This window comes from Pseudoalteromonas sp. S2721 (assembly GCF_005887425.1).
Lineage (GTDB): Bacteria > Pseudomonadota > Gammaproteobacteria > Enterobacterales > Alteromonadaceae > Pseudoalteromonas > Pseudoalteromonas simplex.
In genome coordinates, this window is the sequence record NZ_PNCZ01000006.1 from 39,894 (window position 1) to 64,679 (window position 24,786).

The window sequence follows — 24,786 nt, forward strand, 5'->3', positions numbered from 1 at the left end:
GCAGCAAATGTGAATTTATTCGCAAAGTAGACGTTTCAGTAAGAATAGCGCCTAATGCAAGTTAAGAAGACTCTCTGGCTTGCAGGTAGGCGTTTACTAAAGCTGTGATTATTTGGCCTGCATCGTTCATACCTGTTTCTAAACTAACCGGGTGTTGTGATGGTGCGCCTTCACATAAATGTAAGTAGCGGGCTGTTGCTTGGCTGGCAGCTAAATGCACAAAGTGTTCTGCATCACTCACATTAAAACCACAGTTGGTGTATGCGCTAACTGGCATTAACGAAATACTGTCTAAGTCTACTTCTACGCCAAGCGAGGCATTATCAAACTGAGCTAGTGCGTGTTGACATGCTGAAGATAAATCAACTTTACGACGTACTTGAATGTCTTGGTAACTATCAAACGTGAAGTTTGCGTTTGTCAGGGCATCCATAATCGCTTGGTTATTTTTAAATTCGTGTAAACCTATCACATGGTAATCAGCAAGGTGATTCTCGCTGTACGCATATCTAAAGCCATTGCCACTATGACGCCCTTCGCATTCTCTAAAATCAGCATGAGGGTCTAAGTTAATAGCATTTACTGGTTTACCATCTTGCTTACTAAGGGCACGTAAAATACCTAAGCAGTTGTTATGGCCGCCACCGATTACAATTGGTTCAAGGCCAGCTGCAAAAATCATCGCAAGTACTTGCTCAACGCGGGTGTCTATATCAGCGCATAATTCTCGGAGTTTGGCTAAGTCAGCGTCATTTTTATTATCAAGGTCAGCAGCTTGTTGGTTTAAATCATCAAGGGCAACTTCGCCAAGTAGCAACACACGCTCGTGATTTAAAAACTGGTTATGCGTTTGGTTTAAAAAGCGTTTTAAAAACGCCTGCCACGCTTGCCCTGAGCCACCGTTACCTAAGTTAGCGCGAGGGCCAATATCTTCACATACGCCAACTAAAACATAGCGAATACCGAATTGTTTTGCATCGATGAGTGCTTGTGGGGCGTTAACTTGAGTGTCGAGAAGGGCAAGGGCTTGCCAAGCTTTGAGTTCGTTAGCGCGGCGGACACATAAGTGCTTTACCGCCGCTTCATCATAAATTTTAAGGTAGTTTGTCACCGAGATTAGTCTTCTATTATTTCTAACTCTAATTCTTCAGCAGATAATATAATACCGGTGCTATCAGCGTAAACAAAGTCGTCATCAAAGAAAGAAACGCCTGCGAAGTTAACGCCTATGCCGTCTTCACCTGCACCTTCACTATCGGCAGCAACAGGAATAGAGGCAATTGCTTGAATGCCTAAGTCTAGCTCTTCAAGTTCATCAACATGACGAATGGCACCGTAAACGATAATGCCTTGCCAGTTGTTTTCTAATGCGATTTCAGCCAGCTCAATATCAATTAGGGCACGTCGGGTTGAACCACCACCGTCAATCAATAACACGCTGTCGGTGCCATCGGTTGATAAAATTTCGCGGATCAGCTCGTTATTTTCAAAGCATTTAACGGTTTTTACTCGACCACTAAAGCTTGGGCGTCCACCAAAATTGATAAACATTGGTTCGAGCACATCAACCACATCTGCAAAGTGGTCGCATAAATCAGAAGTGCTGTAATCCATTTTTTCATCCTCTAAAGAGACTGTCTGTTTAGTACTCAGTATACCCTGATACAACTCAATAACAACGACTTAATAGCGGATTATTGGTTTAAAGCAAAGGAATTTTGTCACCGCAACATTAGTGTCTCAAAAGCGTCACTTAATTGTTATTTTTAGCGCCTAAGCTGAGGTGAGTATAAAAATTAGACGCAAAGTATGACAAGGAGCTCACCATGGCAAACAACATACTTACAAAATTGGCAAAGGTGGATGAACAGCTGTTCTTAAGTGTGTTTAATGATGCTTCGCCAGTGTGGTTAAGGCGATCAGCCATTGGCTTTTCAAAAAGTGGTGATGGCGGTCTTTATGTTGCACTATTTTTGAGCTTTTGGTGGTTTACGGAGCAAGCGCATTTTCAACAACTTGCAATGAGTCTACTGGTAGGTTTTGTCATTGAGCGACCCATTTATTTTTTAGTTAAAAAGCGAATTGCTCGGGTAAGACCTTGTGATTGCTTAGTACAAGGTGCTTATTTAGTGCCGAGTGATAGGTTTAGTTTGCCATCGGGGCATAGTGCGGGAGCATTTGTAGTGGCGACAATTTTAACTATGTATTTACCTGAATTTGCCGGTTTGTGGTTGGTTTGGGCATCAGGGGTCGCTGCATCTAGAGTGATTATTGGTGTGCATTACCCCGCTGATGTGGTTATTGGTGCAGTAATGGGATCTAGTTGTGCTGTATTAGCTGTGATGGTGGTGGAGTCTATATGAGAATTTTGTACGGTATTCAAGGGACAGGCAATGGGCACATAACGCGAGCACGTGTGATGGCTAGCACTTTTAGGACTTTAGGAGTCGATGTTGACTATGTGTTCTCTGGTCGAAAAGAGCAAGACTACTTTGATATGGATGATTTTGCTGATTACCGAGTTTTTCGAGGTTTGTCGTTTACCAGTAAATCGGGGCAGGTTGATAGCTTTAAAACATTGAAAAATGCACGTCCACTACAACTAATTAAAGATATAAAAGGCCTTGATTTACGTCATTATGATTTGGTATTTAATGACTTTGAGCCAATTACAGCATGGGCTGCTAAACAACAAAATATTCCGGTAATTGGCATGAGTCATCAAGCGGCATTTTTATCTGATAAAGTGCCGATGTTTGGCCGCGCTTTCTTTCGCCGTGCGCTGATCCGTAACTATGCGCCAGCCAGTGTTTATTTAGGCGTACATTGGCAACCTTATGCTGAAAATATCATCCCTCCATTTATTGCTACTCATCATCACGATAACCCAGTGATGGTTGAAAATAAGGTGTTGGTGTATCTGCCATTCGAAAATCTTAACAATGTGGTCGAGTACTTAAAAGATTTTCCTGAAAGAGAGTTTTATTGTTATCACCCGGATGCTAAGGATTGTTCAATTGGTAATATCCATCTGCGAGCACCATCACGCGTTGGGTTTCTAAATGATCTTGCTAATGCGGGTGGCGTGATTGGTAATGCTGGATTCGAACTTGCAAGTGAAGCATTACAACTTGGTAAAAAATTATTGTTAAAACCGCTAGGTAAACAATTTGAGCAAGGTATTAATGCACAGACTTTATTGTCGATGGGGGCAGCTCATGTGATGAGTTATTTAAACCCCAATGCGATGGATGATTGGCTGCAATCTCCACAGAATAAAAAACTCAACTTCCCAAGCGATCCAGCACCTTTGGTTGAGTGGATAAGAAAAAAGCAATGGGAAAAGGTGGATCAGCTCCATAAATACCTGTGGCAACAGGTTGATTTAGAACAAAAACTAATTGTTTAAACCTTCCTAATATTAGAAAATGTGCGACAAGTTTAATCACTTTTTATTAGCTGCTTTAGATAGTTTAGCTATACTCTTAAATGCATGTTTCTATAGGGCACTTTGAATGAATGTATTACAAAACTTAACTATAAAGCGTCGTTTGCAATTAAACGCGCTCGTTGTTGGTCTTGCAATGATTGTGATGCTGTGTGTAATTATCCTTGAGTCGCGCATGATGCTAAAACTCAATGAAACAATTCAAAATGCGGAGGAACTTGATATTCATGAACTTGCAATGCGCAAGCATGAAAAAAACTTTTTGTTTTATAAAGATGTCGAAAGTCTTGAGCTTTTTGAAAAAGAGTATGCACAGCTTAAAGTTAAAATGGCACGTCTTGACGAGCTAGTTAATGACTTATCAATGGAGTCAGCAAAACTTGATGAATTTAGAAGCTTAGCGAAATTATATTACGATGACTTTAATGAAGTTGTTGTGTTGCAAAAGAAAATTGGTTTGCATCCTAAAGATGCGTTGTATGGTGAGCTACGTGGAGCCGTGCATCAAGTTGAAACCTTACTCAGTGAACGTGAAAACTATCAGCTATTAACCTTGATGCTGCAGCTTCGTCGCGCAGAGAAAGACTTTATGCTGCGATTTGATTTGAAGTATCTGGCTAAATTTGATGATTTAGTCAGTAATTTTCAGTCTGAAATTAAAAATGCAGGATTTGAAACTGGCTATGAGAAGCAATTACTTAGTAACTTGGCTACTTACCAAGTTAAATTCAAAGCGCTTGTCGATGCACAGGTGACTCTAGGATTAGATCTAGACTCAGGTGCACTAGGTGAAATGAAGCGAAGTGTAGAAAAGAGCGATGCAATTGTTAACCAATTAACAACGGAAACTAAAGCTTTTGTTGAGTCTAGCGCCGAGCGAGCGCAACTCATTGCGTTGCTTGTTTTCATTGTCGCCAGCGTTTTGGTCATGCTGTTAGTCTATTTTACTAGTCGTTCAATCATTATGCCTATTGAGCGTGTATATCACACGATTAATGAAATACGTCGCAGTAATGATTTAAGTATGTCTATTGAGCAGTCAGGTAAAGATGAAATCACCACGATGACAGTTGACTTTAATAGCTTGATTAGTGACTTTAAAAAGCTAATTTACGAAGTCAATACCGCTCTAGGCACACTCAATGTGGCAACAGAGCATTTATCTGAAACGACAGCGGCAACTAGCTCTGGTATGCAAGAGCAACTTCATGAAGCTGATATGGTTGCTACTGCTGCAACAGAAATGCAGGCGACGATCCAAGATATCTCTCACAATACTGAAGCAGCAGCGAAAAAAGCAGAGTCGACTAACTTAAGTGCGCAGCAAGGTCGTTCTGAGGTTGAATCAACGGTAGTGCAAATTAATCACTTATCAGACTCACTCGGTAATGCGTCAAGTGTGGTGTCGCAATTAGAAAAAGACGCTGAAACGATTGGCTCTGTACTGGATGTTATTCGTGGCATTGCTGAGCAAACAAACTTACTGGCACTCAATGCGGCTATTGAAGCGGCGCGTGCTGGTGAACAAGGCCGTGGCTTTGCGGTAGTAGCAGATGAAGTTCGCTCACTTGCGCAGCGTACTCAAGATTCAACACAAGAGATCGAGAGCATCATTTCGACCTTACAAGGGCGTACGCAAGAAGTGGTGAGCATTATGCAGCAATGTCGTACGCAAGGTGGCGAAAGTGCAGCACAGGCAAGTAAAGCCGGTGAGTTACTTCGTTCTATCACCGAAGATGTACAAACCATTATGGATATGAGCACTCACATTGCCACAGCGATTGATGAGCAAAGCCAAGTGGCTTCTGAGGTGAATAAAAACGTGGTTCGTATTCGTGATATCGCCCAAGAGGCATCGGGTCACGCAGCGACTAATGCACAAACCAGCGAAGAAGTATCAGAGCAAGCGCGTGTCCTCTATCAGGCAATCGATAAGTTTAAAGTTTAATAATTACTTGATACTTTATATATAGACAAAAGTGCGGTGACGGTGTCGTCATCGCGCTTTTTTGTTTTTAGGTGTGCTTTATCGAGGCATTTTGATAGGTATTAAGGCACAAACTTGATAGGCACGCTGTCTTTACTTGCATCGTGCTCAGAGACTCTCGTTTGGTATTTCTGCCAAAGCTCATCATGGTTAGCTTGCAGCTCACTTAAATAGTGCCAGCTGAATAAACCGCTATTATGATTATCGCTAAACACCAGTCGAATCGCATAATGACCAACCGGCTCAATCTTGTTAATTCCTACTTGTTGCTTACCAAGTACGAGTTTCATTGGTTCATTGCCATGACCTTGTACTTCAGCAGAAGGTGAGTGAACACGCAAAAATTCAGCACTAAATTGAGCAATAGTCTGATCATCAAAATGAACATCTAATACTTTGCTAACGCTGTGATAATGCACTTTAGTGACTTCTTTCATGTCAGCCTCGAATCTACGATTTATAAACTAAAAAGCCTCCAACTGGAGGCTTTTAATTATAACGCTAATTTGTTGATTAAAGAATGAAGCGACTTAAGTCTTCATCTTCAACAAGTGCACCTAAATGCTGCTCAACGTAATTAGCATCAATTGTTAGTGTTGAACCTGCTTTTTCTGAAGCATCAAATGAAATTTCTTCCATTAGTTTTTCCATCACTGTGTGCAAGCGACGGGCACCGATGTTTTCGGTTTTCTCATTTACTTGCCAAGCCGCTTTCGCGATACGTTCAATGGCATCATCAGTAAACTCAACGTCAACTTGCTCTGTTTTTAACAGCTCACGTTGTTGCTCAGTTAATGAAGCATGAGGCTCAGTTAAGATACGTTTAAAGTCATCAGCACTTAGTGCTTCAAGCTCAACGCGAATTGGTAAACGACCTTGTAGCTCTGGGATCATGTCTGATGGTTTAGCCATTTGGAATGCACCAGATGCGATAAACAACATGTGGTCAGTTTTAACCATACCGTGCTTAGTGCTTACTGTTGAACCTTCGATCAATGGTAGTAAGTCGCGTTGTACACCTTCACGGCTAACATCTGGGCCAGATGCTTCACCACGTTTACAGATTTTATCGATCTCATCGATAAACACGATACCGTTTTGCTCTACTGCGAAGATAGCTTGCTCTTTTAACTCTTCAGGGTTAACAAGCTTTGCTGCTTCTTCTTCAACTAATAGCTTAAATGCTTCTTTGATTTTTAGCTTACGCTTGCTGCGCTTATCGCCACCCATGTTTTGGAACATGCTCTGAAGCTGGTTGGTCATTTCTTCCATACCAGGAGGAGCCATGATCTCAACATTAGGTTGAGCTTGTGCAACATCGATATCAATTTCTTTATCGTCTAACTGACCTTCACGTAATTTTTTACGGAAAGATTGACGAGTAGAAGAGTTCTCTTCTGTTTTTGACTCACCAAAGGTATCGCGTGCTGGTGGTAAAAGAGCATCTAAAATACGCTCTTCTGCCGCTTCTTCAGCGCGATGTTTGAATTTTTTGGTTTGCTGTTCACGCGTCATTTTAATTGAGATATCAACTAAATCGCGGATGATCGTTTCAACTTCTTTACCAACATAGCCCACTTCGGTGAACTTTGTTGCTTCAACTTTAATAAAAGGCGCATTAGCAAGTTTAGCTAGGCGGCGAGCAATTTCAGTTTTACCCACACCAGTAGGGCCAATCATTAAAATGTTTTTAGGCGTTACTTCTGCGCGTAAATCATCGCTCAGTTGCATACGGCGCCAGCGGTTACGTAGCGCGATTGAAACTGCTTTTTTAGCTTTAGCTTGGCCAATAATATGTTGATCAAGCTCGTGAACGATTTCTCTTGGCGTCATCTCAGACATGGCAGTTCCTATTACAATTCTTCAATAGTTTGGAAATTATTCGTGAATACGCAGATATTGCCTGCAATAGTAAGGCTTTTCTCTACAATTTCACGTGCACTTAGGTCGGTGTTTTCTAGCAGCGCTGTAGCTGCTGATTGTGCGAAGTTACCACCACTGCCAATCGCAATAAGGTCGTTTTCTGGCTGCACAACATCGCCGTTACCTGTGATAATTAATGAAGCAGTTTCGTCTGCAACTGCTAATAGTGCTTCGAGCTTTCTAAGTGCGCGATCACTACGCCAATCTTTGGCCATTTCTACGGCAGCTTTGGTTAAGTTGCCTTGGTGCATTTCTAGTTTGCTTTCAAATCGTTCGAAAAGGGTGAAGGCATCAGCAGTACCGCCAGCGAAACCAGCGATTACTTTGCCATTATAAAGACGTCGAACTTTGCGGGCGTTGCCCTTCATTACGGTGTTACCAAGTGAAACTTGGCCGTCGCCACCAATAACGACCTTGTCGTCGCGGCGTACACTTACAATAGTGGTCATGATTATTCCTCATCATCGAGCGGCAAGGCCGCTCGTAAAAAGCGATTGATGAGGTGTTTATATGGGTGAATGAACTAAAATCAAGTCCAAAGCCAAATTCCGCAGCCCATTATTTTGATGCGTTTAAGTTTATTCTTGTCACTTTCGGCTAAACGTTTGGTCTCGTATGGGCCTAAGCGCACTTTATACCAAACACCATTGCTACCCTGTGTTTTCTTAACTTCGGCCACTAAGCCGGCAAAAGCGATTTTAGCTTTTAATGTTTGTGCTTGCTCTAATGTTCTAAAAGAGCCGCATTGCATTACATACGGGCCTTTTTGTTCAATCTCTTTTACTTCAACCTGAACTTCGTGCTCTTTAATTTCTTTGATAAATTCAGGTGTCTTAGGTGGTGGAATAACTACTTCTTCTTTTTTAGTAGGATTTGCTTGCCGCTCTACTAACTCAGGATCAGCATTATGTTTGATATACCATAGGCCGTAACCAAACCCGCCTACTAAGATAAGCGCAATTAAAACAAGAATAATAGGGAAGGGCTTTTTCGCCGGGGCTTGTTTTTTATTATTTCGATTTGCTGGTTTTTTATTTATGTAATCGTGTTGTGCCATGACTCTTAATTGGCCTTTAAATCATATCTATAGGATCAACATCTAAGCTCCAACGCACCTTTTGCGCTAATTTACTGGTACTTATATAGTCGACCATTTGCGCTAAATATTGGTGTAAGTGGGAGCGTTCCTGCGCCTGAATATGTAACTGAAAGCGATATTTACCTGCTACACGTTCCAGTGGTGCAGGTATCGGACCGAGCAATTGTATACCAGATACGTTCTGGACAGGAACCAAATCAGTTAAAAAATCCATCACTTGATTTATGTTATGTCCTTCGGCACGAACCATAGCCATATTTGTGATTGGCGGAAGTTGCGCGTCTTCTCGCTCTGTGAGTGCGTAACGGGCAAAATCTTGGTAACCATTATTAACTAAGTCTTGCAGTAACGGGTGCTCAGGAAAGTGAGTTTGCAATAATACTTGCCCAGGTTCACCACTGCGACCAGCACGGCCTGCCACTTGCGTAACAAGTTGCGCTAAATGCTCTGTGGCACGAAAGTCACAAGAATATAATCCACTGTCGACATCTAGGATTAAAACAAGACTAACATCGGCAAAATGGTGGCCTTTTGCCAACATTTGCGTGCCAACTAAGATACGCGCACCGCCTTGGTTAATATCATCAAGGGCTTTTTCTAAGCTGCCTTTACGACGTGTTGAATCTCGGTCGATACGACTAATCGGAATGTCAGGGAAGGTTTGTGTTAAAAACTCTTCGATTTGTTCAGTGCCTTTGCCATTTGGAAAAATCTGCGTACTGCCGCAATCAGGGCATTGGTGGGGCACCTGATGTTGTTCACCACAGTGGTGACAAATCATCTGGCCAATGGCTTTATGAAAGGTTGCACTGGTGCTACAACGTGAGCACTCACTTAGCCAACCGCACTCATGGCATATAAGGGTAGGCGAAAAACCACGGCGGTTTAAAAATACCATCACTTGCTTTCCACGTTCTAAATGCTGACGCATATAGGCAAGGCTGGCATGGGCAATCCCTGCCTGCTCAGGCTGGCCTTTCATATCCATTAATTGAAACTGGTTATCGGTGCTGGTTTGAGCTCGCTCAGTAAGGCTCAACAGCTGGTATTTGTTATTAATTGCTTTATGTAAGGTCTCAAGTGCCGGTGTGGCACTACCCAAAACGAGCGGAATATTATGTTGGTATGCTCTATAAGCGGCTAGGTCTCTAGCATGATAGCGTAGTGTATCTTGTTGCTTAAACGAGCTGTCGTGCTCTTCATCAACGATAATCATGCCAAGAGATAAAAAGGGCAAGAAAATACTCGAACGTGTGCCGATCACTATAGCGCAGCTGCCTTTTTCACAAAAACGCCAAGTTTGTAAGCGTTCGTTATCTGTCAATGCTGAGTGCCATAGCATAATCGGGGTATCAGGAAAGCGACGACGAAAACGGTTGACAGTTTGGGGTGTTAAGCCAATTTCAGGCACTAATACTAAGGCTTGCTGACCTTTTTTTAGCACTTCTTCTAGGCATTGCAAATACACTTCGGTTTTACCACTTCCGGTAACCCCTTCAAGCAAAAAGCTGGTAAAGCCACGAGCTTGGTTAATGCTGGTGCAGGCAACAGCTTGCTCTTTATTAAGCACCGGCTTGCTACCAACAGTCGGCGCGCGTTGCTGCCATTGGTTATCATGTTCAATAAATTGAGTGATCAGTTCTTTATCGAGCAGACTGTCGATGGTTTTTTTGGTAAATCCGAGTGCTTTTAATTCTGTAACTGATGATTTGCCCGATTCGGCTAGCTGTTTTAATAAACTTAACTGGGTTTTTGCTTTCAGCGACGGCAGCTTTGCACCTTTATCGGTTAGCTCAACCATGTTAATGCTGGTTTTATCTGGGCATTCGCCTTGCCTTAATGCAGCCGGAAGTGCCGTATGAATGGTCTCGCCCAATGGGTAACAGTAGTAGCGAGCAGTAAATTTCAGAAGTGCTAAATGCTGAGCCGATAAAACTGGGGTCTCGTCTATGATATCGATAATCGGCTTTATTTTGTCAGCAGGTACATCTGTTGATGTTTTTAATGCCAGGACCACCGCGACCTTTTTTTGACTACCAAATGGCACGCGAACCCGCATACCTGGCCTTAACTCAGGGCTATGCAGCAGCTGTTCAACTTTATAATCGAAGGTACGCTGTAAAGGGACTTTTATGGCAACTTCTACAAAGTGCATAACAACTCAACTGAAACAAAGATAGAAAGATAATGTACTAAAATTACTGTTAAAAACCTACCAACAAATACTGAACAACAGCCCACTTGATTATTTTTTTAGCGAAAGATGCATTTAAAGCTTGTCGCAAGGTCACTTGAGCTATAAAATACGCGGCCTATTAATTGTATTAACTGCGTATGGTGCCAGACTTCGGGTTTGGAGAGCGATACGGCCTTAACTAGAGGTTCCCTATGAAAGAAGGTATTCACCCTAAGTACGAAGCTATCACTGCAACTTGTTCATGTGGTAACAAATTCGAAACTAGCTCAACTCTTTGTAAAGACATCCACTTAGACGTATGTTCTGAGTGTCACCCGTTTTACACTGGTAAGCAAAAGATTTTAGACACTGGCGGCCGTGTTGATCGTTTCAACAAGCGCTTCGGTGCACTTAGCAGCAAGAAGTAATCTCTGCTGTTTAGTTAAAAAAAGCACCTTAGGGTGCTTTTTTTATGCCTAAAATTCACAAAACTCATTATTAACTCTGCCACTTACTTATCATCTTCACTTATGTATCTTGCATAACTATTTCTAGCTGTTATGCCCATTATGTCGCTAATTTTGCAGACAAAGTGCCACCCCTTGGCTATATTCTTTTTTGTATAAACTTTCATAAAAGTTATTAAAAATAATAAATTTAAATAACTTTGTGAGTAAATGCTGTGAACTTCGTTGAAATGGCTGTTTTGGGCTAATTTCGGCTATTTGCAGTGTACGTGCGTATAAAATACAAAAACACGTGCTTAAAAGGTCATAAATAGGTGAATTTTTATGTCTGATTAATCGCAACTATGCACAGAAATTGTTGGGAAATCCTTTAAAATTAAGCGATATAGCATATAACAGGATAGACCTGATAATACTTGGAATTTTTATACATTACAGGTATCGTACTGATGCAAGCTCTCTCACTTTTTAACTTTTTGCAGGATACTATCGCGTTATGTCAGATTTTCGTGAACAAGCATTACATTACCACGCTCACCCCGTTCCAGGTAAAATTAGTGTTGAACTAACCAAGCCAGCCGAAACGGTTAACGATCTCGCTTTAGCTTATAGCCCAGGTGTGGCTGAACCAGTCCGTGAAATTGCTGCTGATCCAGCAAATGCCTATAAATACACAGGCAAAGGCAACATGGTTGCAGTTATTTCAAACGGTACCGCAATTTTAGGTTTAGGTAACTTAGGTCCGCTTGCATCAAAACCTGTAATGGAAGGTAAAGCGTTACTATTCAAACGTTTTGCTGGTCTTGATTCAATTGATATTGAAGTTAAACACCGCACAACAGAAGATTTCATTAATACGGTTGCTAACATCGCTGATACGTTTGGTGGTATCAACCTTGAAGATATTAAAGCGCCTGAGTGTTTTGAGATCGAAAAAGCGCTTATTGAGCGCTGTGATATTCCAGTTTTCCACGATGACCAACATGGTACCGCTATTGTTACAGCTGCTGGTATGCTTAACGCCCTTGAAGTGCAAGGCAAAGATATCGAAGATGCTATCATCGTATGTTTAGGTGCTGGTGCTGCTGCAGTTGCTTGTATGGAGCTTTTAATTAAGTGTGGCGCACTGCGTGAACACATTTATATGCTTGACCGTAAAGGTGTGATCCATACACGTCGTGATGACTTAAACGAGTATAAGCAATTATTTGCTAACAATACCGATAAGCGTACATTACAAGATGTAATTGCTGATGCCGATGTATTCGTTGGTGTATCAGGTCCTAACCTGTTAACTGCAGATGATCTTAAGCTGATGGCAGATAAGCCAGTTGTGTTTGCATGTTCAAACCCAGATCCTGAGATTGCTCCAGAAGTTGCACACAGCGCGCGTAACGATTTAATTATGGCAACGGGTCGTTCAGATTTCCCTAACCAAGTAAATAACGTGCTTTGTTTCCCATTCATTTTCCGTGGCGCGTTAGATGTTCGTGCAACGGCAATTAATGATGAAATGAAAATTGCTGCAGTTCATGCTATTCGTGGCATCGCGAAAGAGCCTGTACCAAGTGAAGTATTAAAAGCGGCTGGCGTTGAGTCACTTGAGTTTGGTGCCGAGTACATCATTCCTAAGCCTATGGATCCGCGTTTATTACCACGTATTGCACGTGCTGTTGCTGAAGCGGCAGTAGAATCGGGTGTGGCGCAAATTGATATGCCAGAAGATTACATGCGTTAAACTTAATTAGCCTTAGGTATAACGCTCAATAAAAAACTCAGCCTAGGCTGAGTTTTTTTATATCTGCGATTATCGGCGGTGATCCGATGGCCGAAATACTTATTCTGAATCAAGCACTGGGATATCTAATCCCATTTCTTGCATAATTCTTTTAACTTCTTCAGGTACCTTTTCAGGGTTGTCTTTACGTAGGTCGTCATCATTTGGTAATGGTTGACCTGTAAAAGCATGTAAGAAAGCTTCACACAATAACTCACTGTTCGTCGCATGACGCAGGTTATTGATCTGGCGGCGTGTACGCTCGTCAGTTAATACTTTTAATACGTTAAGTGGGATTGATACGGTAATCTTTTTTACTTGTTCTGATTTTTTACCGTGTTCTGCATATGGGTGAATGTATTCACCGTTCCATTTAGCCATAAGTTGTTTCGTTGCCTCGGTTGTCAGTGATTTACGCCTTATTCACAGCGCAAGATGCGGAAATTCTATCTCTTTAAAAAAGATAGTCAAATACTAGTTATTTAGCCATCTAGTGGTGTAAATGTATAAACTTCTATGTGTAAGCGATAAATGCTTTGACTTCTCATATTTGATCATCTAACCTTTTAGACGTCTAAACATCCAATTAAAGAATAGGTGATGAAATGAGCGAAAAAAATAAAGCGACGATTGCTGTTCGTCACGGCATTGAAGCCGATAAACATCATGGTGCGGTTGTGCCTCCTTTATACTTATCAACCACCTATTCGTTTGCTGATTTTGATACTAAGCGCCAGTATGACTATGGTCGCAGCGGTAATCCAAATCGCGATATCTTAGCTGAAACCTTAGCTGAGCTTGAAGGTGGTGCTAAAGGTATTATCACTGCAACAGGTATGTCTGCTGTGCATTTAGCCACTCAGCTGTTAAACAGTGACGACACGTTAGTGATCCCACATGACTGTTATGGCGGTAGTTATCGTTTATTCACCTCGCTTGAAAAGCGTGGCCTGTTAAAACTAAAAGTTTTGGATTTAACTAAATCTGAAAATCTCCAAGAAATTTTAGCGATTAAACCTAAGTTGATTTGGATTGAAACGCCAAGTAACCCAATCTTGCGTTTAACAGATATTAAAGCAATCACTAGTATTGCTAAGCAGTGTGGTGCTTTGGTTGCGGCTGATAACACCTTCTTATCACCTGCATTACAAAACCCAATTGAGTTTGGTGTTGATATTGTTGTGCACTCAACCACTAAATACATCAATGGTCACTCTGATGTAGTGGGCGGTGCAGTGATTGCTGCAACGCAAGAGCTAGGCGACGAGCTTGCTTGGTGGGCGAATAATATCGGTATTACTGGTGCACCATTTGACAGCTACTTAACGCTTCGTGGTTTACGTACTTTAAATGTACGCCTAAAGCAGCACCAAGAAAATGCCTTTGCCATTGCTGAGTATTTAGAAAGCTCTCCTTATGTGAGCCAAGTTTATTACCCTGGCCTTGCTTCTCACCCACAACATGAGCTTGCTAAAGCACAGCAACGCGGTTTTGGTGGCATGGTGAGCTTTGATATTAAAGGCGACATCAACGATGCTGCTGCGTTTTTAACAAGCCTTAAAGACTTTAGCCTTGCTGAGTCGTTAGGTGGGGTAGAAAGTTTGATTTGTCACCCTGCAACAATGACCCACGCAGGCATGGAGCCTAAAGCACGTCTTGAAGCTGGTGTGGGCGATACCTTGATCCGTATTTCTGTAGGCATTGAAGACGTAAAAGATCTCATTGCTGATTTAGACCGTGTTTTCAATTTAGTTAAGCCAGGTCAAGGACTGCAAGTTACAAAAGCTGAAGCTAAGCAAGCACAGCAAGATACACAACAAAACGCGTCATTTAAGTTAACGCCAGCACATACGGCATTGTGGTAGAAAAATGGTAAATATTGTTCATAAATTTGGTGGCTCAAGCTTAAGCTCGGCAGATCGTTATCATGCGGTAGCGAACATCGTTCTTGCTAATACTGAGCAGGGCGATTGCGTCGTTGTGTCGGCATCGGGTAAAACAACCGATACCCTGGTAAAGCTTTGGCAAAGTTACCAGCAGCAAGATAGCCAAGCTGTTAGCGATATTCTATTGCTTATTGATAACAATCAACGTGCGCTTATTGAGCAGCTACTTACAGGTCAGAATAAACAACAGGCGTTGGCACAGTTAAAAGATGAACTTGCTGTATTAAATGAATTAATTAGTCAGCAGCAGTTACTTGAAGCCCCTTTACTTGCTCATGGTGAAGTGTGGTCGGCGCGGTTATTGGCTGCTTATCTAAATCAGTTAGGTGTCGATTCGCAAGATGTTGATGCAAGACAGCTATTTACTCTAAATGGTGGCCAGCTTTTACATCAAAAAAACCAACAGCAATGCAGTGATGCGATTAGCAGAACACATATCAACGTAGTAACGGGTTTTATAGCTGCAGATTGCCAAGGTAATACGGTGACATTAGGCCGTAATGGCAGTGATTACAGTGCCACTTTGTTAGCGAGTTATACTTTTGCCAAGCAAGTGTCTATCTGGACAGATACACAAGGGGTATTTAGTACTGACCCTCGTAAAGTTAAAAATGCGGTTAAGTACGCCAAAGTATGCCGCGAGCAAGCTAACTTATTAGCGCGTTTAGGTAACCCAGTATTGCATGCAAAAACCTTGTCGCCGTTAAAAGACTCAGAAATTAAATTAGTGGTAAGAAGTAGCTTTGATTGTGATGCAACGCCAACCGAGGTAGTAAAAGAAGGTTATAGTAAAGCAAAACGTTTTATTACGACCTTAGATAACATCGATTTATTACGGGTTGATAAACTAAGCAGTGGTGAAGTCGGTGAGCTTAGTCAGTTAATTCAACACAGCCTGCATCACTTTACTAAAGAGGGCGATACTTACTTATTAGTGCCAGGTCAAAGCACTCACCAAGTTGTCAGCCACTTAGCGGGCCGTGCAAATATTGTCGAGTCAAATTTAAGTGGTTGTGCAGTAGTTGCCCCAACAGCTGATGTATCTGCGCTAACAGAGCAAGCCACAGCGCTTTTAAAAGAGCAAAGTATTCATCCTCGTTTTGTACAACAAGACGATAACTATGTGTTGATCTTAAACGATCAGGCAATTGATAGTGATGTTTTAACTCTTCTACATGACAAGCTGGTAAACAAAGGTCAAGAGTTGGCCATTATCGTTGCTGGACTTGGTAATGTAGGCGAAGTGTTCTTATCGCAACTACAAGCTCAGTTTGCGCGTTTATCTGCTCAGTACAAAGTAAAAGTAGTTGCTCTTTTACGCTCTAAACAAATGCTTTTTAGTGCCAGTGGTTTAAATACCGAAACATGGCAAGAGCAGTGGCATAACGAAGCGCAAAGCTACGACAAAGCTGAATTATTAGCACGTATCAATGAACTAGATTATGAGCACAAAGTGGTGATTGATATCACTGCCAGTGAGGCGTTCAGTCAGTTATACCCTGACTTTGTTGAACTTAACTGTCATTTGATCAGTGCAAACAAATATGCGGGCACTGCAGAAAATAGCTGGTATCAAAACCTACGCACTAATTTGGCTGAGCGAAATCTGTTATGGCGTTATAACACCAGTGTGGGTGCAGGTTTACCGATTAACTTTGCTTTAGCTGATTTGCAAAATAGTGGAGACAGCATTAACCGTATTGAAGGGGTATTCTCGGGTACTTTATCGTGGTTATGTAGCAGTTACGATGGCAGCGTGCCGTTTTCAGATTTAGTGCTTCAAGCTCAGCAAATGGGTTATACAGAGCCAGATCCTCGTGAAGATTTATCTGGCCGTGATATGCAGCGCAAACTGCTGATTTTAGCGCGAGATCTAGGTCTTGATTTAGAACTTGATGACATTGCTTTGACACCACTAATGCCCGAAAAGCTTGCATCAGGAAGCTGGCAAGATTTTCTTGCAAACAAACAGCTACTTGATGAATTTATGACAGAAAAAGCAGCGCAAGCAGCAGCGGAAGATAAAGTGGTGCGCTACACCGGTGCTATCACACTCGTAGATGGTAAGGTTCAGGCTCAAGTTGGTTTAGTCAATGTTGGCAAAGATGATGTATTAGCAAGCCTTAAACCGGGCGATAACATCTTTGTGATCAATTCACAGTGGTATACAGATAATGCATTGGTGATCCAAGGCCCAGGAGCGGGTAAAGAAGTCACTGCCGCTGGGGTGCACTCAGACCTGTATTGGCTGGTAAATAACCTAAAGTAATTTTGCTGATCTTAGTTTAAATGGCTAAGCAAAAAGCGCCCCAAGGGCGCTTTTTTATGTCTTATAGCAACTTAGTTATTTAGAACAACTCTTCCTCTGTGCTGAGCTTTTCTTCAAATACGTCTGTTGGTTGATCGAGTACGTACTTAGTTGGTGCAGTGCCTTTAATGAAGTATTCAAAACGACTGGTGTAATCATTTTTGTGACTCAATAGACCTGTTGCTAAGTCGATTCGAACCGATACTAAACCTTCAGGAAGCTCAATAGGTGCTTCTGGCATACCATCAAGGGCTGCACGCATAAAGTCGACCCATGCAGGTTGCGCGGTTTTAGCGCCGGATTCTGCACCTGATATTTGCGATTTATCGAGGTTACTATTGTAAGTCGAGCGGCCTAGCGCTTTTCCAGGGTTATCAAAACCAACCCATACAGAGGTCATTACATTGCGATTAAAGCCACTGAACCATGTATCAACAGAATCATTGGTGGTACCTGTTTTACCAGCTAAATCACGACGATCAAGTGCTTGTGCACGCCAGCCTGTGCCACTCCAGCCTGTTTTATGGGTCCAACTACCGCCCCCCCAAATTGCACTGTGCATAGCTTGCGAAATTAAAAATGCATTTTGCTTAGAAATGATACGAGGCGCACAGCGAGGTGTTTTCGTTATCTCTGCTTCAGTAAAACTCTGTTGATTCTGGTTAAGAGATGCAAACTCAGGGGTTACAGTTTGCTTAGGCGCATCACAAGCAAGTTCTGGCTCTGTTTTGAATAAAACAGTACCCGCCGAATCCTGAATTTCAGAAATAAAGTAAGGGGTAATTAAGTGGCCGCCATTGGCGAATGTACTCATACCGCGGGCTAGTTCAAGTGGAGTGATTGAAGCGCTACCGAGTGCGAGTGATTCACTGCGGTTAATATCGTTATTCAAAAAGCCAAACTTAAGCAAATGATCGGCTGTACGCTCAAGGCCAACACCACGTAATAGGCGCACCGAGATTACGTTCTTCGATTGTGCGAGTGCTCTGCGAATACGTATAGGACCATTATAAACCGCAGGGCTGTTCTTAGGGCGCCATGCCACACCTTGGCTTTTATCCCATTGATTAATTGGTGCATCATTCAAAATAGAAGCAAGAGTATAGCCATTCTCAAGTGCCGCTGAATAAATAAATGGCTTAATGTTTGAGCCTACTTGGCGTTTTGCTTGAACTGCGCGATTGTATTGGCTTTGTTCAAAGCTATAACCACCGACAATCGCTTTAATGCGACCATCTTGTGGGTCAAGTGAAACAAGTGCGCTCGATGCTTCTGGTACTTGGCTAAGGATATAGCTTTCATCTGCATTTTTACGCAGCCAAATTTGCGCTCCCGCTGATAAAATTTCGGTAGCTGTTTTTGGTGCAAAGCTTTGACGGTAACGCGTAATATATTTACGCGCCCATTTTAGACCATCCCACTCAACAGTGACTTGTTCACCGCTTTTTAATAGCACATCAATTGATTGTTCAGCGACGTTGGTGACAACACCTGCTAATAGCGGACCAAATTCTTTGACATCTTTTAATTTAGATAAGATCTCTTCTTGGCTAAGAGGGCTTTCATTTTCGCTGTCCCATAACTGAGCCGCAGCACCACGGAAGCCATGACGCATATCGTAAGCGTGTAGGTTATCAACAATCGCATCTTGAGCAGCCTGTTGAATGTTAGAGTCAACGCTGGTGTAAACTTTAAAACCAGTATTATAGGCGCGCTCGTGACCATAACGAGCTACCATTTCAGCACGAACCATCTCTGAAATATACGGGGCATAGACTTCAATTTCTGCGCCGTGAAATTTTGCAGTAATAGGTGCGTTAATTGCCTCTTCATATTCGCTTCGAGTGATGTACTTTTCGGTGTACATACGACCTAATACGACATTTCGACGAGCCTTTGCGCGAACTGGGTTACGAATAGGGTTAAGTGCAGAAGGTGCTTTAGGTAGGCCTGCAATCATCGCCATTTGCGCTAAAGTTAACTCGTTTAAATCTTTGCCATAGTAAACTTGCGCAGCTGCACCAATACCAAAGGCGCGATTACCCAATTCGATTTTGTTTAAGTATAATTCGAGAATTTCGTCCTTAGTTAAAATACTTTCAATGTGAAGAGCTATGAAGATCTCTTTAACTTTACGGATATATGCTTTTTCTCGGGTTAAGAAGAAGTTACGGGCAAGCTGCATGGTTATCGTACTTGCGCCTTGTTTCTTTTCACCGGTAGATATGAGTACAATGGCTGAGCGAACTATACCAATTGGATCAATGCCAATATGTTCATAAAAGCGATTATCTTCTGTTGCTAATATTGCATCGATTAATGGTTGGGGTATTTGATCTATTGTTACTGGAATGCGGCGTTTTTCACCAAATTGATTGATCAATAAGCCATCTCGTGAGAAAACTTGCATAGGTGTCTGTAACTGAACGTCTTTTAAAACCTGAACGCTAGGAATGTCGGGTTTAACGTAATAGTATAGACCAACTAAAGTGATTAGTCCTAAGAATGAGCAGATGATAATAAATTGTAAAGTTCGCTTTAATAAAATCACTTATATTTTCCCTAAATGGACTCCCAATTAGAATCGGAGACTGCTAGTATATATTGATTAAAAAATGAATAATATTTTTTCAGATAAAAATTATAACTTGTTTATTATTAAAACAAAGGCCAAGTTGCAAACATGCTAAGTCAGCTATTTAAAAAGCCTTCATCTATGATGGTAGGGATCGACATCGGATCACACTGTATAAAGGCAGTGTTATTGCAGGAGACAGACGCTGGTTTGCGGCTTGAAGCACTAGCTATTGAACCTATGCCTAAAGGCGCTATGTCTGAACGTTCTATTCAAGACATAGAAGCAATAGGTAATGTTATCGCGAAATTAAAAAGAAAAATACCTAAATCCGTACAACGCGCTGCTGTTGCAGTGTCTGGGCAAACCGTGATCACAAAAGTAATTTTTATGGATGTATCATTAACTGATGCTGAACTTGAGTCACAAATTGCTATTGAAGCAGACAGCTTAATTCCTTACCCCCTCGACGAAGTTAATATCGATTTCGAAAAACTGGCTATTAACGAAGCGGATCCAAGTAAAGTTAATGTACTTCTTTCGGCAGCGCGAACTGAAAGTGTGCAAGCTCGTGTAGGTGCTCTTGAAACAGCTAACTTAAAAGCGGCAGTGGTCGATGTAGAAAGTTATGCCCTCAGCCGAGCAATGGATGTTTACTATCAACAGTTGCCAAGCGATGCTTACAATAAGTGTGTCGCTGTGGTTGATATTGGTGCTGTTCTGATGTTGGTTAGTGTGGTGCAAGAGGGTGAAACAATTTATACCCGTGACCAAGTATTTGGCGGCGATCAATACACTAATAGTATCGTTGCTTATTATAATAAAAGCTTTGATGAAGCTGAAATAGGTAAAACAACAGGGGATTTACCACCAAATTATACTTTTGAGGTGTTAGCGCCATTCCAAACATCACTATTGCAGCAAGTAAGACGCGCAGTACAAATGTTCTTAACAACCAGTGGTAAAGAGCAAGTTGACTATATTGTTCTAACGGGTGGCACAGCTATGATTGATGGCCTTGACAGGCTTTTAATTGAAGAACTGGGAATCCATACGGTGGTTGCTGAGCCATTTGCAAACATTGAAATCTCCGCAAAAGTGGATCGGAATATGCTGCAGCGTCACCGAACTCAGTTTGCAATAGCCACAGGACTGGCATTAAGGAGCTTTTCATCATGCCACATATAAATTTACTGCCCTGGCGAGAACAGCAAAGAAAAGACTCACAGAATAAATTTATAACTGTGCTTTTTTCTGTTGTTGTTGTCAGCTTTATCAGTATGTATCTATTGAGCTCTTTTTACAGCGGCCTTCGTCAAGGCCAAGATGCAAAGAATAACTTTTTAAATACTGAGATCGCTCTTTTGAATCAACGTATTAGGGAAATTAATGAGCTTGATAAAAAGAAAGAAAACTTACAGCAACGAATGCGTTTAATTGAAGAGCTGCAAAGTAGTCGTAACTTAGGTACACAAATCATGGATGAAGTTGCGAAAATAGTCCCCGCAGGTGTCTATTTGACTAAGTTGGAGCGCCGTGGTGACCAAATTCATGTAACAGGTCGTAGCGAATCGAATAACCGCTTATCGACCATGCTACGTCAAGTTCAAAGTTCTTATTTACTAGAGCGCCCAGTAATGCAAGGCATTGTTGCAGGTGAGCAGACATCAAGGCTATTAAGTGACTTTAATATGGATTTTTATGTTAAACCGTTTGATCAGATAGGTGAGGCGCGTAATGAACCTTGATATCAAATCGTTAACTGAAATAGATTGGAATGAAATAGAGCTCGAAAACATGGGTGATTGGCCCATTGCTGTAAAAGCGTTATGTTGTGCTTTTGTAGCTGCAATCGTGTTGTATTTTAGTTATAGCTTATTGGTGTCTGATGAGATTGCCAGCTATCACAGTGCCGTAGCAAAAGAAACTGAGTTGCGTAACACTTACAAGCAAAAATATGCTTTAGCGAGCAACTTAGAACTGTATCGCCAACAAATGGTAGAAATGGAAGAGAAATTTTCTCAACTATTGAAGCGCTTACCTACCTCGAATGAAACACCTGGGTTGCTTGATGATTTATCTTATGTTGGAACGACAAGTGGTTTAACCTTCTTAAAAATTGGTTGGTTACCTGAAATTGAAAAAGAATTTTATACAGAGCTACCGATAAAAATTGAGGTGGTGGGTACTTACCATGAATTCGGTGAATTCGTCGGCAAAGTAGCACAATTACCGCGTATTGTTAGTTTGCATGATTTTACAATTCAAACTTTAGGTAATGGCGAACTTACTTTTAGTGTTGTAGCCAAAACATATCGTTACGAGGGGGGCACTAAAAAATGAAGAAGCTTTCCTTAGTTATATTAATGAGCTTTGCGTTAGCCGCTTGTAATGATGATACTGCTGAGCAAAAAGAGTTTATCGATCAGGTAAAAGCTAGCACAACGCCGAAAGTTGAACCGATCCCACAGATAGCGCAATTTGAATATTTTGAATACAGTGCAGGCAGACTTCGCAGCCCATTTGTTGCTCCGAAGCCTGAGATTATTCAAAATAACCTTGTGCAGGTGAAGAACTGTCTTCATCCTGATCCAAATCGAGTTCGCCAACCTCTTGAGAAATACCCATTAGATAATTTGCTTATGAAAGGTACCATAGGCCGAGCTGGCAATACTTGGGCACTCATCAAAGCGGCAGATGAAACGCTTTATCGCGTAACCGTAGGTAATTACATTGGTTTGTATCATGGTGAAATAAAAGAAGTGCACGACAATTACATAGAATTATTAGAATTAATCCCTGATGGGGCTGGTTGTTGGAAAGAGCGTCTGACAAAGCTAGAAATGTTAGAGGCGGATACAAATGGTGCAAGTTAATCTTATGAAAGGTAAAAAAAATATGCATAAAGGAATGGCTTGGTTTAAAAACATGCATAAGTTCATGTTAGCTGCACTTGCTTTTTTAATAGCGCAGTCAGCAGTTGCGGCACCTTTACTATATGATGTGCGTTATAACCCATTAATGAAAGGCGAAACACAACTACAGCTTGTGTTTGATGAGGCACTGACATTCGAACCAAAAGTCCAGGTGTATAACTCACCAGCACGCATCGAAATGTTATTCAGTAATGTAGGTGTTGATAATGAAATGCGTGATGTACCTGTGAACCAAGCAGGTATTCAGCATGTAACAAGCACCATGACCGCTGATGGTTTGAAGGTCGTTGTATCGTTAGATAAATTAAAAATCTATAAAACGTTCGCTAAAGATAACATCCTAACGCTGCATGTTTCTGATAACCCAATTAGTGGAGACGAAATAGCGGATCCACTCTCAGCAGCCAATAATTATATAAATACAGTTCAGTCGATAGATTTTCGTCGTGGTGAAAAAGGCGAAGCAAGGCTGTTAGTATTTTTACAAGACACGCAAGCAGCTATAGATGTTCACGAAAGTGGTGGCAAAATTATTGCTGAGTTCCACCATACTGATATTCTCGATGATCTACTTTATCAGCTTGATGTGATGGACTTTGGCACAGTCGTTAGCAATATTGAGACGTTTAAAGAAGGCAATATGACACGTATCGTGGTTGAGCCAAACGCTGCATTTAAATTCACTCATCAGCAAATTGAGAATATTTTTACTTTAACTGTCGAAAAAGATGATACACAACGCGCTTACCTTGAAGGGGGAATTGAGTATCAAGGACGTCCAATGACGTTAAACTTCCAAGATATTCCCGTGCGTTCAGTACTGCAAATAATCGCAGGTTACAATGAATTTAACTTAGTAACGAGTGATTCTGTTACAGGCAATATTACTTTACGACTAGAAGGAGTCCCTTGGGATCAAGCTCTTGACGTAGTATTGAAAGTGAAAGGCTTAGATAAGCGCATGGATGGCTCTATATTAATGGTCGCCCCTTCTGAAGAGTTGGCTGCCCGAGAAGCTAAAGAACTTAAAGCTAAGCAGCAAGTTGAAGACTTAGAACCGCTTTATAGCGAATATATTCGCCTTAACTATGCAAAAGCAGAAGAGTTTGCAGACCTATTGAAAACAGACACAAATAGCATTATCTCAGCGCGAGGAAGTGTTTCTGTTGATAAACGGACGAACACTTTGCTGATCAAAGACACTGCAAAAAGTATTGAAAGTGTGCGTCGTATGGTTGAGACCCTAGACATTCCTGTTAAGCAAGTCGTGATTGAATCACGTATGGTGACAGTGAATGATAATGTGCAAGAAGACTTGGGTGTTCGTTGGGGTATTAGTGACGTAGGAAGCGATGGTGCTATTTCTGGCTCTTTAGAAGGCGCTGGCGGCATGTTTGGTGCGGGCTCTTACGATAATATTCCAAGTATTTCTGATCGCTTAAATGTCAATTTACCGGTTTCAAGCCCTGCGGGTAGTATTGGTGTGCAAGTCGCTAAGCTAGCCAATGGCACTATTTTAGATTTAGAGTTAAGTGCGCTTGAAGAAGAAAACCGCGGCGAAATTATCGCAAGCCCACGCATTACGACGGCTAATCAACAAAAAGCACGTATTGAGCAGGGTACAGAAATTCCATACGTTGAAGCTGCATCTAGTGGCGCAACGACAGTAACATTCAAAAAAGCGGTATTGAGCTTAGAAGTAACGCCTCATATCACACCAGACAACAAGGTAATTTTAGACTTAGTAATTACACAAGATACTCGTGGTGATACGGTACAAACGCCAACAGGCTCTGCTGTGGCGATCAATACCCAAGAAATCCAAACCCAAGTATTAGTAGAAAATGGTCAAACAGTGGTGCTTGGTGGTATCTTCCAGCAGCAAATCGTTAACTCAACTAAGAAAGTACCATTGTTAGGTGATATTCCTTATTTGGGTGTGCTGTTTAAAAGCACGAGTGAATTTAACGAGAAGAAAGAGTTGTTAATCTTCGTAACCCCTAAAATTCAAATTGATTAAGTGATTTTTTCTTAAGCAACGAGCAATTAGCATTTTTAATTGCTCGTAATCTGGCTTTTTATGCTAATTGACTTGAAATACCCAAGCAATTACTGAGATAATCCCCTCCTTAATTTTGGGGCCA

21 protein-coding genes are annotated in these 24,786 nt (G+C 41.6%); 12 read left to right on the forward strand and 9 right to left on the reverse strand.

All coding sequences use genetic code 11. The features are described from left to right. Positions 1–61: 61 nt before the first annotated feature. Positions 62–1,111: a formimidoylglutamase gene (locus tag CWC02_RS01775; protein WP_138616129.1), complete on the reverse strand. Its 1,050-nt coding sequence runs from the start codon at positions 1,109–1,111 to the stop codon at positions 62–64. A gap of 5 nt (positions 1,112–1,116) precedes the next feature. After that, entirely contained in the window at positions 1,117–1,614 is a 498-nt protein-coding gene (rraA, locus tag CWC02_RS01780; protein ID WP_054552822.1) for a ribonuclease E activity regulator RraA, read from the reverse strand. 212 nt (positions 1,615–1,826) lie between these two features. On the opposite strand from rraA, the gene CWC02_RS01785 reads away from it, so the two are divergent. From CWC02_RS01785 to CWC02_RS01795, 3 genes are all read left to right on the forward strand, one after another. After that, positions 1,827–2,363: a phosphatase PAP2 family protein gene (locus tag CWC02_RS01785; RefSeq protein ID WP_054552821.1), complete on the forward strand. Its 537-nt coding sequence runs from the start codon at positions 1,827–1,829 to the stop codon at positions 2,361–2,363. Further along, positions 2,360–3,409, forward strand: coding sequence for an MJ1255/VC2487 family glycosyltransferase (locus CWC02_RS01790; RefSeq protein WP_138616131.1), 1,050 nt, complete (start codon positions 2,360–2,362; stop codon positions 3,407–3,409). The genes CWC02_RS01785 and CWC02_RS01790 overlap by 4 nt, the downstream gene beginning before the upstream one ends. A 106-nt stretch (positions 3,410–3,515) precedes the next feature. Continuing rightward, positions 3,516–5,396 (forward strand): methyl-accepting chemotaxis protein, encoded by a 1,881-nt coding sequence (locus CWC02_RS01795; protein WP_138616133.1) that lies wholly within the window; start codon positions 3,516–3,518, stop codon positions 5,394–5,396. Between the two features lie 101 nt (positions 5,397–5,497). Here the strand turns inward: CWC02_RS01795 and CWC02_RS01800 are convergent, their stop codons facing one another. From CWC02_RS01800 to priA, 5 genes are all read right to left on the reverse strand, one after another. Next, entirely contained in the window at positions 5,498–5,872 is a 375-nt protein-coding gene (locus tag CWC02_RS01800; RefSeq protein WP_138616135.1) for a gamma-butyrobetaine hydroxylase family protein, read from the reverse strand. Between the two features lie 76 nt (positions 5,873–5,948). Then, positions 5,949–7,277, reverse strand: a complete 1,329-nt coding sequence (gene hslU, locus CWC02_RS01805) for an ATP-dependent protease ATPase subunit HslU (protein ID WP_054552817.1) — start codon at positions 7,275–7,277, stop codon at positions 5,949–5,951. 11 nt (positions 7,278–7,288) lie between these two features. Further along, entirely contained in the window at positions 7,289–7,807 is a 519-nt protein-coding gene (gene hslV / locus CWC02_RS01810; RefSeq protein ID WP_008115012.1) for an ATP-dependent protease subunit HslV, read from the reverse strand. Between the two features lie 80 nt (positions 7,808–7,887). Then, the gene (locus CWC02_RS01815; RefSeq protein WP_138616137.1) at positions 7,888–8,415 is read right to left on the reverse strand and encodes an SPOR domain-containing protein; all 528 of its coding nucleotides are present in this window, start codon (positions 8,413–8,415) and stop codon (positions 7,888–7,890) included. 16 nt (positions 8,416–8,431) lie between these two features. Then, on the reverse strand, positions 8,432–10,612 hold the full coding sequence (gene priA, locus CWC02_RS01820) for a primosomal protein N' (RefSeq protein ID WP_138616139.1): 2,181 nt from the start codon (positions 10,610–10,612) through the stop codon (positions 8,432–8,434). Between the two features lie 233 nt (positions 10,613–10,845). Here priA and rpmE point away from each other — a divergent pair, with 233 nt between their 5' ends. Continuing rightward, the gene (gene rpmE, locus CWC02_RS01825; RefSeq protein ID WP_036973208.1) at positions 10,846–11,061 is read left to right on the forward strand and encodes a 50S ribosomal protein L31; all 216 of its coding nucleotides are present in this window, start codon (positions 10,846–10,848) and stop codon (positions 11,059–11,061) included. A 535-nt stretch (positions 11,062–11,596) separates the two neighbouring features. Continuing rightward, complete coding sequence (locus CWC02_RS01830) at positions 11,597–12,838, forward strand: malic enzyme-like NAD(P)-binding protein (protein WP_054552813.1); 1,242 nt, start codon at positions 11,597–11,599, stop codon at positions 12,836–12,838. A gap of 99 nt (positions 12,839–12,937) precedes the next feature. On the opposite strand, the gene metJ is transcribed toward CWC02_RS01830, so the two are convergent. Further along, positions 12,938–13,258 carry a met regulon transcriptional regulator MetJ gene (metJ, locus tag CWC02_RS01835; RefSeq protein WP_036973203.1) on the reverse strand — a complete coding sequence of 107 codons (321 nt, stop codon included), beginning with the start codon at positions 13,256–13,258 and terminating at the stop codon, positions 12,938–12,940. A 224-nt stretch (positions 13,259–13,482) separates the two neighbouring features. Between metJ and metB the strand changes: the two genes are divergently transcribed. Beyond that, the gene (metB, locus tag CWC02_RS01840; protein ID WP_054552812.1) at positions 13,483–14,742 is read left to right on the forward strand and encodes a cystathionine gamma-synthase; all 1,260 of its coding nucleotides are present in this window, start codon (positions 13,483–13,485) and stop codon (positions 14,740–14,742) included. Between the two features lie 4 nt (positions 14,743–14,746). Then, positions 14,747–17,092, forward strand: coding sequence for a bifunctional aspartate kinase/homoserine dehydrogenase II (gene metL / locus CWC02_RS01845; RefSeq protein ID WP_138616141.1), 2,346 nt, complete (start codon positions 14,747–14,749; stop codon positions 17,090–17,092). Between the two features lie 79 nt (positions 17,093–17,171). Here the strand turns inward: metL and CWC02_RS01850 are convergent, their stop codons facing one another. Next, positions 17,172–19,682: a penicillin-binding protein 1A gene (locus CWC02_RS01850; protein ID WP_054552810.1), complete on the reverse strand. Its 2,511-nt coding sequence runs from the start codon at positions 19,680–19,682 to the stop codon at positions 17,172–17,174. Between the two features lie 132 nt (positions 19,683–19,814). Here CWC02_RS01850 and CWC02_RS01855 point away from each other — a divergent pair, with 132 nt between their 5' ends. Genes CWC02_RS01855 through CWC02_RS01875 form a run of 5 tightly spaced genes read left to right on the forward strand, consistent with a single transcriptional unit; the run spans position 19,815 to position 24,662 of the window. Further along, the gene (locus CWC02_RS01855; RefSeq protein ID WP_054552809.1) at positions 19,815–20,894 is read left to right on the forward strand and encodes a pilus assembly protein PilM; all 1,080 of its coding nucleotides are present in this window, start codon (positions 19,815–19,817) and stop codon (positions 20,892–20,894) included. Beyond that, on the forward strand, positions 20,882–21,454 hold the full coding sequence (locus CWC02_RS01860) for a PilN domain-containing protein (protein WP_054552808.1): 573 nt from the start codon (positions 20,882–20,884) through the stop codon (positions 21,452–21,454). Before CWC02_RS01855 ends, CWC02_RS01860 begins: the two co-directional genes overlap by 13 nt. Then, the gene (locus CWC02_RS01865) at positions 21,444–22,049 is read left to right on the forward strand and encodes a type IV pilus inner membrane component PilO (RefSeq protein ID WP_054552807.1); all 606 of its coding nucleotides are present in this window, start codon (positions 21,444–21,446) and stop codon (positions 22,047–22,049) included. Before CWC02_RS01860 ends, CWC02_RS01865 begins: the two co-directional genes overlap by 11 nt. Beyond that, a complete protein-coding gene (locus tag CWC02_RS01870; RefSeq protein WP_054552806.1) occupies positions 22,046–22,582 on the forward strand; it encodes a pilus assembly protein PilP in 537 nt (178 codons plus the stop codon). Before CWC02_RS01865 ends, CWC02_RS01870 begins: the two co-directional genes overlap by 4 nt. Before the next feature lie 22 nt (positions 22,583–22,604). Beyond that, positions 22,605–24,662, forward strand: a complete 2,058-nt coding sequence (locus CWC02_RS01875) for a type IV pilus secretin PilQ (protein WP_371351972.1) — start codon at positions 22,605–22,607, stop codon at positions 24,660–24,662. Positions 24,663–24,786 lie beyond the last annotated feature (124 nt).